Below are 12,700 nucleotides of genomic sequence, written 5' to 3'. Positions count from 1 at the left end.
GGGTGGGAGTCGAAGCCGGGACCGGGGACGTAGGCGGTGAACGGGCGCAGGACGTGGGCGAGGAAGACGCCCATCGGGGTCGCCGAGGCGCCCTCGGCGGCCGGACGGCCGGGCCCGTCGAGCTGAGCGATCAGCTCCTCCCGCCGCTCCGGCCCCTCCGGCAGCACCGTCACGCACGGCGGCTCGTGCGCCACGACGTGCGCCAGCCGCCGCGGATGCCGGACGAGCAGGTCGAGCACCGCGACACCGCCGGAACTGGTCCCGAACACGCAGGCACGCTCGCCCGCCGGAAGAACCGCGTCCAGCACCCGGCGCGCCCCCTCGCTCCAGTCCGCCGGCCGCTGGTCCGGGACGGCCAGGCCGAGCCGGCCGTGGGCGAGGCCCAGCGGGTCGTACGTCACCACGGTGAAGCGGCACGCCAGCCGGTCGACGAGCGGACCCAGTCCCATGGGGTGCCCGGCGCCGCCGGGCACCAGCAGCAGGACGGGACCACTGCCCGTGACGTCGTAGTGCGGAGGCTCAGTCATCGCTGGTCTTCTCCCGTGGCCAGTGGGTGAGGGCGAGGTGCAGGGCTTCGACCGCCTTGTCCCAGGAGTCCTGGACGCTTCGGTCCGCGCCGAAGCCGCCGGTGGACTCCAGCACGCAGTAACCGTGGAAGGTGCTGCGCAACAGGCGTACCGCGTCCGTCAGATCGGGCTCGCGCAGACCGTAGGCACGCAGCATGCCGTAGGTGATCTCGGCGGTGCGGCGCAGGCCGGGGGAGTCGGCGATCAGGGCCTGGTCGATCCGGATCTGGGTGGCCGCGTACCGGCCCGGATGCCGCAGGGCATAGGCCCGGTAGGCGCCCGCGAACGCGACCAGCGCGTCCTTGCCGGCCCGTCCGGCCACGGCCTCGGCGATCCGGTCGATCAACTCACCGCCCGCGTACAGCGCGAGCCGGGTGCGCAGCTCCTCAAGGCCCCGAACGTGCGAGTACAGACTCGCGTCCTTGACCCCGAACCGCCGAGCGAGCGCCGACACACTGACCCTCTCGAACCCCACCTCATCGGCAAGCTCGGCAGCCCCCACGACCAACCGCTCCACGGTGAGCCCCGCACGAGCCATGAAACGCCTCCTTGGATACCTAGGTCTTATCCTAGAGGCTCTAGGAAATGACTGCACGTCTACTTCAGGAGTCGCGACGTGAGAGTTGACTCTCATAATGTGTGAGAGGACACTCTCACACCATGGACTCGACCAACCGGTTCGGCGACCTCGAGATCAACGACCCCAAGGCCATGCGCGCGCTGGCCCACCCCGTGCGGCTCGCCATTCTCGAACGGCTGCAACGGCACGGCCCCGCCACCGCCACCCAGCTCGCCCCGCACGTCGGCGCCACCCCCTCGGTGACCAGCTGGCACCTGCGCCACCTCGCGGGGTTCGGGTTGATCCGGGACGCGGAGGGCGCCACCGACCGGCGGGAGCGGCGGTGGGCCGCGCATTCCCGGGGTTTCCGCTTCGACATGCCGGAGGACGAGGACGGCCGGGCGGCGGCCCGAGTGCTCTCGGGGGAGATGTTCGCCCGCTCCGCCGAACTGCCCCTGCGGTGGCTGACCGAGACCGAGCCGCTGCTCGACGCCGAGTGGGCGCGGTCGGTGGGTGCCGCCAACACCCGGATCGTGGTGTCGGCCGAGGAACTGGCCGCGCTGCGCGACGCCATGGAGCAACTCCTGGCCCCGTACGTCACCCGCGACCGTGCCGACCGGCCGGCGGGCAGCCGAGGCGTGCGCATGCTGCTGTACGCACTGCCGGAAGGGCCGGAAGGCACCGAAGGAGGCCCCGGCACCGAAGGCTCCGGAGGCGAGGAGGGCGCGGACGGCGTGAGTCGGCCGGACGCCGGGACGGGGGCGGAAAGGTGAGCACGCCGTTGTGGCGCGACTCCCGTTTCCGGGCCTTCTGGTCCGGCCAGGCGGTCTCGCAGATGGGCGATCGGACAAGCGAGTTGACGCTCCCTCTGATCGCCGTGGGCACTCTGCACGCCTCCGCCGCCCAGGTGTCCTTATTGACCGCACTGGTCTGGGCCCCGAACCTGCTCGCGGTCTTCCTCGGAGCCTGGGTCGACCGCCGGGTCGGCAAACGCGCCCTCATGGTCGCGGCAGACCTGGTTCGCGCGGTGCTCCTGCTGACGATCCCCGCCGCCGCGCTCCTCGACATGCTCTCCCTCGGCCAGCTCTACGCGGTCGCGCTGCTGACCGGCCTGGCCGGGGTGGTGTTCACCACCGCCTACCCGTCGTTCTTCGCCCGCCTCGTGCCGGCGTCCTCGTACGTCGACGCCAACAGCAAGCTGAGCGCCAGCCGTTCGCTGTCCTTCGTCGCCGGACCGGCGCTCGGCGGTGGTCTCGTGCAGCTCCTTACCGCCCCGGTCGCCCTGGTCGCCGACGCACTGTCCTTCCTGGCCTCGGCGTTGTTCATCGGCCCCATCCGCGTCCCGGAACCCCCGGCGGCCTCCACCGGCGCGACGCGGCTGCTGAGCGGCGCCCGCGAAGGTCTCGCACACGTGCTGCACCACCCGGTGCTGCGGGCAGGGCTCGGCTGCGCCACCACCGTCAATTTCTTCACGTTCCTCACCGGCACCGGCCTTCTCGTGCTGTTCGCCGACCGGGACCTGGGGCTCTCACCCGGCCTGATCGGCTCGGTGTTCGGCCTCGGAGCCGTCGGTGGCCTCCTCGGCGCGGTGGGGGCGCCCGCGATCTCCCGGCTCATCGGGGTGGGCCGCAGCATCGCCGTGGGAGCCGTCCTGTTCCCGGCGCCCCTCGCCCTCGTCTGGGCGGCACAAGGCCCGCTGTGGGCGCGAGCCGGGGTGCTGGCGGCCGCCTGCGCACTGTCCTCCTTCGGCGTCATGCTCTTCGACGTCAACCTCAACTCCGTGCAGGTCGGCGCCACCCCGGACGCCCTGCGCAGCCGGGTCGCCGGCGCATACACCACCGTCAACTACGGCATACGGCCCCTCGGCGCCCTGGCCGGCGGAGGCCTGGCCACCGTCCTCGGACTGCGCGGCACCCTCACCGTCGCCGCTGTCGGCGGAGCCCTGTCCGTCCTGTGGCTGCTGCCCTCGCCCATCCCACGCATCCGCACACTGCAGCCGGCCACCCCGGCAGCGGAGGCGGCCGCCACGATCGCCTAGGACGTGAGCCGCCCGCTCCCCTCACACCCTTGCGCGTTCCGGAGGCGAAGCCCCCGCACCCGACGCGACCGCGGCCGGCCGGAGAACGGGCGCCGGTCGGCCGCGGGTGCCGTCAGGGGCGGGTCGGTCAGGTGTTCTCCGCGCCGGACAGGGCGGAGAAGACGAACGAGAACTGCGCCGGCTCGGCTCGCAGGTGGTAGTGCGGCAGGGGGCCGGGGCCGCAGGACTGGGAGCCGAGGCCGTGGTGGGCGTGGTCGAGGTTGACCCATACCGTGTCGCCCGGGACCAGATCCGTGCGGTGCTTCGCCGCGTCCAGTTGCTCGGTGGTCCAGCGGCGGGCGGTGAGGGAGAACTCCGGGTCGCCCTCGACGCGCAGACCGCCGAGCTCGGCCCAGCGGACGTCGGCGCGGGCGCCGTTCTCCTGGGGGCGGACGTAGGGCGTCTGCAGATCGTCCACCGTCGACTGCCGACGGCCGACCGACGACGCCGTCCTGCTGTCCGGGTACGCCTCGCCCGGGCCACCGCCGTACCACCGCACGCGGTCGGCACCGGACAGCCCGAAGCGGATGCCGAGCCGGGGGAGCGGCACGGTCCAGTCGCCCTCCGGCCGCACGGACACGGTCAGCCGTACACGGTCTCCGTCGGACGTCCAGCGGTACACGGTCGACAGTCCGAGGTCGCGGGCGGCGGGCGCCACCCGGGTGCGGACCGTCAGCGCGTCGTCGGCCGCATCCACCGCGTCCAGCCGGTGCCGCATGCGGTGCAGGCCGAGTTCGCGCCACAGCGGGCCGTAGCGGATGTCGGTCTGCCAGGCGGCGCCGTCGTCGTTGTCCGTGGTGGCCCGCCACACGTCGAGGCGCAGCCCGGTGACGTCCACCCCGCCGATCGTCCGCGGCGCACCGGTGCGGGCGTCGAAGACGGCCGGGCCGAGGGTGATCCCACCGGAGCCGCGCACGGGCCGGGCGGTCGCCGGCACCGAGGGCGTCCGGCGGGCGGACGCCGCGAACTGTCCCCAGGCGACGACATGCTCCCTCGGCGCCCACGCGGTGTCGGCCGCGAGCCGCGCCAGGACCGTCCAGTGCGCCTCGCCTGCCGCGGCGGTCTCCGGCGGCTCGGGCAGCTTCACCTCGGCCGACTCGCCGGGAGCGAGCGGCGGCACCGACAGGGCACCCGTCCCCGCCGTCTCGCCCTCCACCTCGTAGGACCAGGTGAACGCGAGCGCCGACAGGTCGGCGAAGTCGTACTTGTTGGTGATCCGCACCGTGCCGCCGGCGCCGGACCGCTCGATCGCGACCGGCTCGATCACCTTCTTGTACTCGACCAGACCGGGGGAGGGCCGGCGGTCGGGGAAGAGCAGGCCGTCGCAGACGAAGTTGCCGTCGTGCAGTTCCTCGCCGAAGTCGCCGCCGTACGCGTAGCCGTGGCGCTCGTCCGCGATGCCGTGGTCGATCCACTCCCAGACGAACGCGCCCTGCAGCCGGCCGTACGTCTCGAAGAGCCGCTGGTAGTCGGCGAGTCCGCCGGGACCGTTGCCCATGGCGTGGGCGTACTCGCAGAGAATGAAGGGGAGTTGCCGACGCTTGCCGGTGCCGCCGTCCAGGCCGCGGCCGATCCGCTCGACCTCGGCGTGACCGGCGTACATCCGCGAGTACATGTCCGTGTCGCGGCAGTCGGGGTCGCCCTCGTAGTGCAGCAGCCGCGAGGAGTCGCGGCCGCGGATCCACTCGGCCATCGCGGTCAGGCCGCGTCCGGTGCCGGCCTCGTTGCCGAGGGACCAGATCACCACCGAGGGATGGTTCTTGTCCCGCTCCACCATGCGGGCGGCTCGGTCGAGCAGGGCCGGGGTCCAGCGGTCGTCCTCGACGGGGTTGTCCCGCCACCCCTGCTCGGTGAAGCCGTGCGTCTCCAGGTCGCACTCGTCGATCACCCACAGACCCAGCTCGTCGCACAGATCGAGGAAAGCGGGATGCGGCGGGTAGTGGGAGGTGCGGACCGCGTTGACGTTGTGCCGCTTCATCAGCAGCACGTCCTCCCGCATGGTCTCCAGATCGAGCGCGCGGCCCCGCTCCGGGTGCCACTCGTGCCGGTTGACGCCCTTGAACAGCACGGCCCTGCCGTTGACCACGATCCGGCCGTCCGTGAGCGCCACCGTGCGGAAGCCGATGCGCAGCGCCACCCGCTCGCCCTCGGTGGCCAGCACCCCGTCGTACAGCTTCGGCCGCTCCGCCGACCACGGCTCCACCGGCACCGTCACCGCCTCGCCGGTCACGGTGTCGATGCCGAGACCGGGGACGCTCACCCGGCCGTCCACGTCGGAGTCCACGCGCAGCGTGCCGGTGCCGGCGACGTGGTCGTAGGAGGCGTGCACGAAGAAGTCGAGCACAGCGCCCGGCGGCCGGTGCAGCAGCGTGACGTCACGGAAGATGCCGGGCAGCCACCACTGGTCCTGGTCCTCCAGGTACGAGCCCGCCGACCACTGGTGGACCCGGACCGCCAGGACGTTGCCCGTGGGCTTCAGCAGATGGCCGACCGCGAACTCGTGCGGCAGCCGGGACCCCTTGAACTCACCGATGTCCGTGCCATTCAGCCAGACCCGCGCGCAGGACTCCACGCCGTCGAAGCGCAGCACCGCCCCGCCGTCGGCCGGCCAGTCCCCGGGCAGGTCGAAGACGCGCAGGTGGTCGCCCGTGGGGTTCTCGGTCGGCACCCGGGGCGGGTCGACCGGGAACGGGTAGAGGTGATTGGTGTAGACGGGCGCGCCGTGCCCCTGGAGGACCCAGTGCCCGGGCACCGAGACCTCCGCCCAGCCGCCGGCGTCGTACCCCTCCTGGGCGAACGAGTCGTCCTCGGCGTCCGCCGTCTCCGACAGTCTCAAGCGCCAGTTCCCGTTCAGCGACAAGGACTTGGCGTCCGAGGACGCGTACCGGGCGCGGGGCGGCAGCGCCCCGGAACCCGGTGCGACGTCCTCGACGTACGCGGTGGTCGTGGTGCGGAAGGACATCGGTCTCCTAGCTCAGCCCTCGTCGGAGAAGTGGCCGGCGGCCCCGGCCCGTGCGTGGTGCGCCTCGGGAATCGTCGGGAATGCGGTGTGCGTCGCGGATGCGGTGCGCGTCAGGAAGGCGGTGCGCGTCAGGAAGGCGGTGCGCGTCAGGAAGGCGGCGCGCCCGATGCCGTACGGCTGCGAGCGGACACGACGCGGGTCCGCCGGCCGCCCGACTGCAGGGCACCCTCCAGCGCGAAGGTGGCCGCGCCCAGGGACACCGGGTCGCTGGGGATGGGCGAGAGGACGATCTCGGTGGCCGCCAGCGGACGCCTGAGCGCGTGCCGGGCGACGGCCGCGCGCACCTCGTCGAGCAGCGGCTCGCCCAGCCGGGACGCCACCCAGCTGCTGAGCACCACCACCTCGGGGTTGAGCAGGTTGACCAGGTCCGAGATCCCGGCACCCAGATAACGCGCGGTGTCCCGGACCACCTTGAGCGCCACCGGGTCGTCCGCCGCGACCGCCCGCGCCAGCGCGTCCACGGTGGCCGTCTGGTCCCCGGGGTGCAACAGCGGTGACGCGGGGTCGAGTTCACGAAGGTTCTGCATGATGCCCGGCGCGCCGACGTACGTCTCGACGCAGCCGTGGTTGCCGCAGTGGCACAGCCGGCCGTCCAGCACGAGCGTGGTGTGCCCCCACTCGCCGGCGCTGTTGCTCACGCCCCGGTGCAGCCCGCCGCCCAGGGCCAGGCCGGCGCCGACACCGGTGCCGAGGTTCACCACCACGGCGTCCCCGCGGCCCCGCGCCGCCCCGAACCACAGCTCGGCCACCGTGCACGCGCGCAACGGGTTGTCCAGGTACAGGGGGTATGCGATGTGCTCGGCGAGCAGGTCGAGCAACGGGACGTCGTGCCAGTCCAGGTTGGGCGCGTACGCGGCGACACCGGTGTCGCGGTCCACCTGGCCCGGCACGCTCACCCCGACCCCGAGCACCCGGTCCGCCGCGATCCCGGCCCGGGCGACCACCGAGCCGACGGCGGCGGCCACCCCGCCCACCACCCGCTCCGGCCGGTTCTCGCCCGGCCGCATCTCCTCGTCGGCGCGGGCCAGCACGTTCAGCGCCAGGTCGAACAGCTCGACGTGCACATACGTCTCCGCGATGTCGACACCGATCAGCGCGCCTCCCGACGCGTCGACGGCCACCAGCCCCCGTGGCCGCCCGCCCGCGGAGTCCTCGAACCCCACCTCGGTGATCATGCGCAGGTCCAGCAGCTCGCCGACCAGGGTGGCGACCGTGGCCAGGCTCAGGCCGGTGGCGGCCGCCAGTTCCTGCCGGGAGGTGGGGGACGCGGCGATGATCTGGCGCAGCACCTCGTAGCGGTTCGCCGTACGGATGTCGCGTGACGTGCGCTTCACGGAGCGGCCCCTCCCGTCCCTCCGGCCAGGCCGGGCGGTCGGGCACCGGCGTGGCGCCAGGCTATGGGCAGGGTGCGCCTTTCGACAAGGGCTTAGGAAAGGGGCTGGAGAAAGTCCTGTGGATGCTGACGGCTCCCGACGGCTCCCGACGGATGCCGACGGCGGGCGCAGCGCTCGGCCGGCGCGTCCCCCGCCGCGCCGGCCCCCGCGTCACTCGCCCAGCAGGTCCCGGACGAAGGCGTTGGCGAACTTGCCCATGGGGTCGAGGGAGGCGGCCAGGGCGCGGAAGTCGGCCAGGCGTGCATACCGTCGACGGACGACGGTCGACGGCATGGTGAACACCTTGCCCCAGTGCGGACGCGGATCGAAAGCCTCCAGCGCCTCCTCCAGCCGGCGGACCACCGGCAGTACGGCCGCCGTGTCCGCGATCCAGGTGAAGTGCAGGGCCACCGAGTCCCGGCCGTACGACGGGCCGAGCCACTGCGGGTCGGCGGCCACCGTACGCACCTCGCAGACCTGCAGCACTCCGGAGACCGCCGACCGGATACCGTCGACCGCATACAGCGCGTCGACGGCGGCCGACCGCGGCAGCAGATACTCCGACTGCAGCTCCGCACCGCTGCTCGGCGTGAACTCCGCGCGGAAGTGGGGCAGCCGCTCGTGCCACGGCCCCGGCATCCCGAACTGCTCGGTGCAGTTGACCGCGGGCATGCCCGGCACCGGGTGCAGCGCGCGCGTCGCGGGCGCGGCCCACGGGAAGTCCACCGGCGCCTGGTCGGTGCGGCGCTTGACCCACACCTGCCGGAACCCCGGCTCCCGCCAGTCGGTGAACAGACTCACGCTGTACGCCGACGCCGCCACCGTCTCATGGTCGAGGCCGGCCAGCGGCAGCTCCGTGAACACATGCTGCTCGACCTCGTACGACGGCTCCAGGTCGAGGGTGAGCGCGGTGACCACGCCGAGCGCGCCGAGCGAGGTCACGGTTCCGTCGAACCGGGCGTCGCCCCGGGCGACGGACACCGTCGAACCGTCCGCCGTGACCAGCTCCACCTCCCGCACCGCCGCCGCGAGCGGACCGTTGCGCACCCCCGAGCCGTGGGTGCCGGTCGCCACCGAACCGGCCACCGAGATGTGCGGCAGCGACGCCATGTTCGGCAGCGCCAGCCCGTGGCGGTCGACCGCGCGGGCCAGCTCCGCGTACCGGACACCGCCCGAGACGCGCACGGTACGGGCCGTGCCGTCCACCTCGATCACCGGCGGCAGGCCGGCGATCGACAGCAGCACACCGTCGCCGCCCGGCTCGGCGATCCGGTTGAAGGAGTGGCCGCTGCCCAGCACCCGTACCTTCGCGCTGCCGGCCACCAGGGCCCGCAGCGCGTCGACCGTCTCCGGGCGGTGGAACTCCTTGGCCGTGTAGGTGATGTTGCGCGCCCAGTTGGTGACCGCCCGCGCCGGCTCCGTCATGCCTGCCGTCCCTCCGTCGTCCTGCCGAACCCGCACCCCCGCCGTACCCGGCGGGCATGCGGACGCGTTGACCCTCTCATCCGCCGGGACCTACCGTAGAGATCGCTTTCTGTCCGTGCCGCACCGAGCCGGAAGGTCACCTCCTTGCCCGAGCGCCCGCAGGCCCTGCTCGCCATGACGGCACGGAACGTGCCCCACGTCTTCCCGCCGGACCTGCTGGCCCGGCTGCGCGCGTCGGTGGACGTCGACCCCGCCCTGGTGGCGCACGACTTCACCGACGACCGCGTGCGGCGGGTCCTCGCCCGCACCGAGATCCTGATCACCGGCTGGGGCTGCCCCCGCCTGGACGCGGCCGCCCTGGACGCGGCGCCCCGGCTGCGCGCGGTGCTGCACGCGGCCGGCTCGGTCAAGGGCTTCACCACCCCCGAGGTCTGGCGGCGCGGCATCGCCGTCTCCTCGGCCGCCGAGGCCAACGCCCTGCCGGTCGCCGAGTACACGCTCGCCATGATCCTGCTCGCCGGGAAGAACGTCCTGGCCTCCCGCGACCGGCTCCGCGCCGACCGCACCCACCCCTACGGCGACATCGTCCCCGGCGTCGGCAACCACGGCCGCCGCGTCGGAGTCGTCGGCGCCTCCCGCATCGGCCGCCGCCTGATCGAGCTGCTGAAACCCCACGACCTGCGGGTGAGCCTCACCGACCCGTACGTCGACCCCGCCGAGGCCGCCCGGCTCGGCGTCCCCCTGCTGCCCCTGGACGAACTGCTGAGCGGCTCCGACATCGTCACCCTGCACGCCCCGGACACCCCCGAGACCAGGCACCTGCTCGGCGCCCGCGAGCTCGCCCTGATGCCCGGCGGTTCCGTGCTGATCAACACCGCGCGCGGTGCCCTCGTCGACCACGACGCCCTGATCGCCGAGCTGCGCAGTGGGCGGCTCAGCGCCGTGCTCGACGTCACCGACCCCGAGCCGCTGCCCGCCGACTCCCCGCTGTTCGACCTGCCCAACGCCTTCGTGACCCCCCACCTCGCCGGCTCCCAGGGCAACGAGGTGGCCCGGCTGGGGCTGACGGTGGTGGAGGAGGCCGAGCGACTGTCCACGGGCGAACGTCTTCTGTATGCGGTCGACCAGGCGGCCCTCGACCGGGCGGCCTGAGAGGCGCGCGGCGACCACCCGGCGGGCCGCTCCGGGGCGGCCCGCCGGCGCCCCCGTACCGGGACACACCGCCGGACGTGCGGGGACCCGGCACGTCCGATGCCGGAGCGGGGGCATACGGTGAGAGACGAACGCCTGACCCGGGAGGAGATTACGGATGGGCAACCGCACCGCGCTGGTCGAGGATCTGATGGAGCGCTTCCCGCATGTGCCGCGGGAGGCCGTCTTCAAGGAGGACCTGCTCCGGGGCGGCGTCGCCTTCGACCCGTCCGCCCTCAGCGACAACGAGAGCGGCGAGGTCAAGCCGAAGTCGTACTTCATCTTCTCCTTCGACCACGGCACCCTGCCGGAGCTGGGCGAGGCCGCGCTGCGCCGGCCCCCGGAGGAGATCATCCTCACCGGCGGCCCGTACGACCTGCGCCGCACCGTCGTCTCCGTCCGGGTGAACCCCACGTCCCCGTACCGGGTCGCCGCCGACGAGGACGGGCTGCTCGGCCTGTACCTCGACGGCAGGCGCATCGCCGATGTCGGGGTGCCGCCGATGCCCGAGTACTACCGGCACACCCTCTCCAACGGGAAGTCCGTGATGGAGGTCGCCCCCACCATCCAGTGGGGCTACCTGATCTACCTGACCGTCTTCCGGGTCTGCCAGTACTTCGGCGCCAAGGAGGAGTGCCAGTACTGCGACATCAACCACAACTGGCGCCAGCACAAGGCGGCCGGGCGGCCGTACACGGGCGTGAAGGACGTCGAGGAGGTCCTCGAAGCCCTGGAGATCATCGACCGGTACGACACCCAGAAGGCGTCCACCGCCTACACCCTCACCGGCGGCGCCATCACCAAGACGGTCGCGGGACGGGACGAGGCCGACTTCTACGGCCACTACGCCAAGGCCATCGAGGAGCGCTTCCCGGGCCGTTGGATCGGCAAGGTCGTCGCCCAGGCGCTGCCCAAGGACGACGTCCAGCGGTTCAAGGACTACGGCGTGCAGATCTACCACCCCAACTTCGAGGTGTGGGACCGGCGTCTGTTCGAGCTGTACTGCCCCGGCAAGGAGCGCTACGTCGGCCGGGACGAATGGCACAAGCGGATCCTGGACTCCGCCGAGATCTTCGGCGCGCGCAACGTCATCCCGAACTTCGTCGCGGGCGTGGAGATGGCCGAGCCGTTCGGCTTCACCACCGTCGACGAGGCCATCGCCTCCACCACCGAGGGCCTGCGGTTCTTCATGTCGCACGGCATCACGCCCCGCTTCACCACCTGGTGCCCCGAGCCCACCACCCCGCTCGGCAAGGCCAACCCGCAGGGCGCGCCCCTGGAGTACCACATCCGGCTGCTGGAGGCCTATCGCGCCACGATGGACGACTTCGGGCTCTCCTCGCCCCCCGGCTACGGCCCGCCCGGACCCGGCCGCGCGGTGTTCTCCGTCAGCTCCTTCATGGACAGCCTGCCCGCCGCGGAACCCGCGGAGGTGTGACACCTGCCCGGGAGATCCGGGGCGAGGAGCTGAACGCGGCGGCGCCCGCGTCCGTACCAGGGACGGAAAGGCGCGGGCTCCGCGCGCAGGCGGTCACGGTCACGTCGTGCGACCCTCCGGTCACCGAAATTGCATAGGCCGCTTGTCAGTTGTGTCGAAGACGTGAAAGGCTCCTGCCCGCCGCGAGGTTCCCTCCAACTCCTTCCCCCCGATGGTGAGTTGGCCTCGCGCGTGGATGCAGGAGCCCCATGTCCGACCTGCCGACCCCCCAGAACGCCGGCGAGACGGCGCTGTTCTCGGAGTGCTGGGACGCGGTCCTCTCGTACGCGGACCTGTGCACGTCCGGCGCGCTGACGGCGCACCAGCTCGCGACCGAGGCGTTCACCCGCGGCATGCGCGAGGTCCGGGCCGCCGGGACGCCGCCCGCGCGCGGCCCCGGCCGGCGCGCCGGCCGGCTGCCGATGATCGCGGAACTGCTCACCGCCGTACGCACCACGGCCGCCGGCTGGGAGGCCGACGGGCAGGGACACCGGCTCGACCCCGAGCTGCGGCTGTGGCTGAACTCCGAGCAGGCGGCCCGCTACACCGGTCCGCCGCTGCGGCGTCCGGTCGCCCTGCGCGGCCTGCGCGACATGCAGGAGGCGGACGCCTCGCTGCTGTGGCTCGCCGAGGTGGAGGCGCTGCCCCTGCCCGTCGTCGCCCGCAGGCTCGGCCTCGACCCGGCCACCGTCGCCGAGGAACTCGACCAGGTCCGGTCGCTGTTCCGGGACCGCTGCCACCGCGCCCACCTGGACACCCCGCTGGACCCGCGGTGCCGCAGCTACGCCCGGCTGCTGGACGCGGTCACCCGTTCACCGGCCGCCGAGACCCCGGGCGACCTCTCCCGGCATCTCGCCACCTGCGTACGGTGCGCCGAGGCCGCCGCCTGCCTGCGCCTGCACGGCGGCGGGCTGCCCGCCGCGCTGGCCGGCGGGGTCGTCGGCTGGGGCGGCCTCGCCTACCTGGAACGCCGCCGCCGCGCCACCGAGGTCCGGCTCGGCGCGGGCGGC

Annotated in this window: 9 protein-coding genes and 1 pseudogene; 5 read left to right on the top strand and 5 right to left on the bottom strand. The window is 73.2% G+C overall.

What is annotated here, in order from left to right; genetic code table 11:
• Both V7E45_RS33580 and V7E45_RS33575 read right to left on the bottom strand, forming a co-directional pair.
• On the bottom strand, positions 1–527 hold a 527-nt coding region (locus tag V7E45_RS33580), incomplete at its 3' end, for an alpha/beta fold hydrolase (protein WP_443056320.1).
• Positions 520–1,104 carry a TetR/AcrR family transcriptional regulator gene (locus tag V7E45_RS33575; protein WP_333778026.1) on the bottom strand — a complete coding sequence of 195 codons (585 nt, stop codon included), beginning with the start codon at positions 1,102–1,104 and terminating at the stop codon, positions 520–522. The genes V7E45_RS33580 and V7E45_RS33575, both read right to left, overlap by 8 nt.
• Before the next feature lie 122 nt (positions 1,105–1,226).
• On the opposite strand from V7E45_RS33575, the gene V7E45_RS33570 reads away from it, so the two are divergent.
• Both V7E45_RS33570 and V7E45_RS33565 read left to right on the top strand, forming a co-directional pair.
• Positions 1,227–1,898 carry an ArsR/SmtB family transcription factor gene (locus tag V7E45_RS33570; protein ID WP_333778025.1) on the top strand — a complete coding sequence of 224 codons (672 nt, stop codon included), beginning with the start codon at positions 1,227–1,229 and terminating at the stop codon, positions 1,896–1,898.
• Positions 1,895–3,163: an MFS transporter gene (locus V7E45_RS33565; protein ID WP_333778024.1), complete on the top strand. Its 1,269-nt coding sequence runs from the start codon at positions 1,895–1,897 to the stop codon at positions 3,161–3,163. Before V7E45_RS33570 ends, V7E45_RS33565 begins: the two co-directional genes overlap by 4 nt.
• Positions 3,164–3,290: 127 nt before the next feature.
• Here the strand turns inward: V7E45_RS33565 and V7E45_RS33560 are convergent, their stop codons facing one another.
• From V7E45_RS33560 to V7E45_RS33550, 3 genes are all read right to left on the bottom strand, one after another.
• Positions 3,291–6,164, bottom strand: a complete 2,874-nt coding sequence (locus V7E45_RS33560) for a glycoside hydrolase family 2 TIM barrel-domain containing protein (RefSeq protein WP_333778023.1) — start codon at positions 6,162–6,164, stop codon at positions 3,291–3,293.
• A gap of 146 nt (positions 6,165–6,310) precedes the next feature.
• Positions 6,311–7,558 (bottom strand): ROK family protein, encoded by a 1,248-nt coding sequence (locus V7E45_RS33555; RefSeq protein ID WP_333778022.1) that lies wholly within the window; start codon positions 7,556–7,558, stop codon positions 6,311–6,313.
• A gap of 210 nt (positions 7,559–7,768) precedes the next feature.
• Positions 7,769–9,022, bottom strand: coding sequence for an FAD-binding protein (locus tag V7E45_RS33550; RefSeq protein WP_333778021.1), 1,254 nt, complete (start codon positions 9,020–9,022; stop codon positions 7,769–7,771).
• 144 nt (positions 9,023–9,166) lie between these two features.
• Between V7E45_RS33550 and V7E45_RS33545 the strand changes: the two genes are divergently transcribed.
• From V7E45_RS33545 to V7E45_RS33535, 3 genes and pseudogenes are all read left to right on the top strand, one after another.
• Positions 9,167–10,174, top strand: a complete 1,008-nt coding sequence (locus V7E45_RS33545) for a hydroxyacid dehydrogenase (protein WP_333778020.1) — start codon at positions 9,167–9,169, stop codon at positions 10,172–10,174.
• Between the two features lie 157 nt (positions 10,175–10,331).
• Positions 10,332–11,651 (top strand): radical SAM protein, encoded by a 1,320-nt coding sequence (locus V7E45_RS33540; RefSeq protein WP_333778019.1) that lies wholly within the window; start codon positions 10,332–10,334, stop codon positions 11,649–11,651.
• Between the two features lie 248 nt (positions 11,652–11,899).
• A pseudogene (locus V7E45_RS33535) lies at positions 11,900–12,700 on the top strand (cellulose-binding protein); the annotation flags it as partial.

The organism is Streptomyces sp. IBSBF 3136, from assembly GCF_036815105.1.
Classification (GTDB): Bacteria; Actinomycetota; Actinomycetes; order Streptomycetales; family Streptomycetaceae; genus Streptomyces.
This window is presented reverse-complemented; position numbering and strand designations above follow the sequence as displayed.